1 pseudogene is annotated in these 1,241 nt (G+C 53.7%); it reads left to right on the top strand.

Annotated elements, in window-relative coordinates:
• Window positions 1-27: 27 nt before the first annotated feature.
• Window positions 28-1,241 (top strand): annotated as a pseudogene (locus J699_RS00065) (Ig-like domain-containing protein); the annotation flags it as partial.

The raw sequence follows: 1,241 nt of genomic DNA, 5'->3' as shown, positions 1-1,241 counted from the left end.
GTGGTGATCAACCCGATTGCAGGCGATAACACCGTTAACGCAGCAGAAGCGGGTGTGGACCAAACGGTCAGTGGTGCGGTTGTAGGCGACTTCACTGCAGGTGATGCAGTGACGGTTGTGGTCAACGGCAACAATTACAACACCACGGTACAGGCGGATGGTACATGGAGCGTGACCGTTCCAGGTAGCGAGTTGACTGCAGATGCAGACAGCACCATTGAAGTGACCGTGAATGTAACAGGTACAGGTCCGGTCAGTGCAGATCACAGCTATGTTGTGGATACCACTGCACCAGATACCACTGGTAGCACACTGACTGTTGCGCCAGTAACAGCAGACAACGTTATTAACGCAGCAGAATCAGCTGGCACAGTGACCATCACAGGTACCTTAACCGGTATCCCAGCAGACGCAGCAAGCACAGTGGTGACTTTAGTTATCAATGGCGTGACTTACACTGCAACTGTAGATGCAGCAACAGGTAACTGGACAGCCGATGTCGCAGGTAGCGACCTGTTGGCCGATGGCGATAAAACCATTGATGCCACAGCGACCTTCACCGATGCAGCAGGTAACAGCAGCAGCGTGACTGACACCCAAGTCTATAACGTGGATGTCACTGCACCGAATGCCCCAGAGATTGATCCGGTCAATGGTACCGATCCAATCACCGGTACGGCAGAACCAGGTTCAACCGTGACTGTGACCTTCCCGGATGGCAGCACCGTTGATGTGGTGACTGATCCGGTAACAGGCGAATGGACTGTACCAAACCCAGGCGGTCTGGTGGATGGTGATACCATCACTGCGATTGCAACCGACCCTGCAGGCAACCCGTCTGTACCAGGTACAGAAACCGTCGATGCGACCCCACCAAATCCAGCGGGTGCAACCCTTGCGATTGATGCGGTAACTGCGGACAACGTCCTCAACGCAGCAGAATCAGCTGGCACAGTGACAGTGACAGGTACCTTGACCGGTATCCCTGCAGATGCAGCTACCACAGTGGTGACTTTAGTTATCAATGGCGTGACTTACACTGCAACTGTAGATGCAGCAACAGGTAACTGGACAGCCGATGTCGCAGGTAGCGACCTGTTGGCCGATGGCGATAAAACCATTGATGCCACAGCGACCTTCACCGATGCAGCAGGTAACAGCAGCACAATCACTGATACCCAAAGCTTCACTGTTGACGTGACTGCACCGAATGCCCCAGAGATTGATCCGGTCAATGGTAC

Source organism: Acinetobacter sp. 1000160 (genome assembly GCF_000588715.1).
Taxonomy (GTDB): Bacteria; Pseudomonadota; Gammaproteobacteria; order Pseudomonadales; family Moraxellaceae; genus Acinetobacter; species Acinetobacter courvalinii.
This window is presented reverse-complemented; position numbering and strand designations above follow the sequence as displayed.